The organism is Ensifer sp. ZNC0028, from assembly GCF_000799055.1.
GTDB lineage: Bacteria > Pseudomonadota > Alphaproteobacteria > Rhizobiales > Rhizobiaceae > Ensifer.
This window is the reverse complement of record NZ_JTLA01000240.1, coordinates 1-853: the sequence shown is the minus strand read 5'-3', so window position 1 is coordinate 853 and position 853 is coordinate 1. Positions and strand designations below refer to the sequence as shown.

Genomic DNA, 853 nt, shown 5'->3' with positions numbered 1-853 from the left:
CTAGGGTCCGGACTCAATTGCACCAGTAGGTGAAGGTGGCAGCGATGAGAGCTGCTGCGAGGAAGTTTCTTGCCAGCTTGTCGTATCGAGTGGCGATGCGCCGCCAGTCCTTTAGCCTGCACCAGAGGCGTTCGACGAGGTTTCGGGCCTTGTATGCCTCGCGATCGTAGGGGATCGGCGCTCGCCGGCTCGTCGTTGAGGGAATGACGACGATGGCGCCGGTGGCGACAATGGCGGTCCGGATGGCGTTGGTGTCGTAACCGCGGTCTGCGATGAGCCGATCGAAGCGACCTGCAGCCCGCTCGATCAAGGCGCCTGCCATGCTCATGTCGTTGATGTTGCCAGCCGACAGCATGAGCAACCTTGGCCGACCTTGGGTGTCGGTCAGTCCATGCAGCTTGCTGGTGCGGCCACCACGCGAAACGCCTATCGCTTGGGCGAAGGCCCCCCTTTTGCGCCGGCGGCAGAGCGGTGCGCCTTGATATGAGTGGCGTCCATTGCCACCGTTCCCCAGATGCCGTTGTGACCAGTCAACGCCTCGAACATGCCGAGCCAGATGCCCTGTCGGCTCCAGCGGTTGAAGCGATTGTAGATGGTTGTGTAGGGCCCATACTCAGGAGGGCAGTCGCGCCAGCGGGCACCGCTCTTGAGCATATGCACTATGCCAGAGATCACCCGGCGGTCATCAACCCGATGCGCGCCCTTGCGTCCTCGCGGCAGCAACGGCTCGATCCGAGCCCACTCCGCATCGCTCAACCAGGTCAACTGCCGCTGCTTCATCAAGGCCTCCACTCCATGACCTTGAATCACAATTCGGTAAAAACAGGAATCCCTATTGAGTACAGACCCTAGC

General features: G+C 61.3%; 1 protein-coding gene. It reads right to left on the bottom strand.

The annotated features are described in order from the left end of the window. Nucleotides 1–13 precede the first annotated feature (13 nt). Nucleotides 14–780 (bottom strand): IS5 family transposase gene (locus tag L981_RS34290; RefSeq protein ID WP_371258922.1). Its coding sequence is split into 2 segments (ribosomal slippage): nt 14–436 and nt 439–780, totalling 765 coding nucleotides; the frame shifts between segments, so codons are not numbered across the junction. Between the last annotated feature and the right edge of the window lie 73 nt (nt 781–853).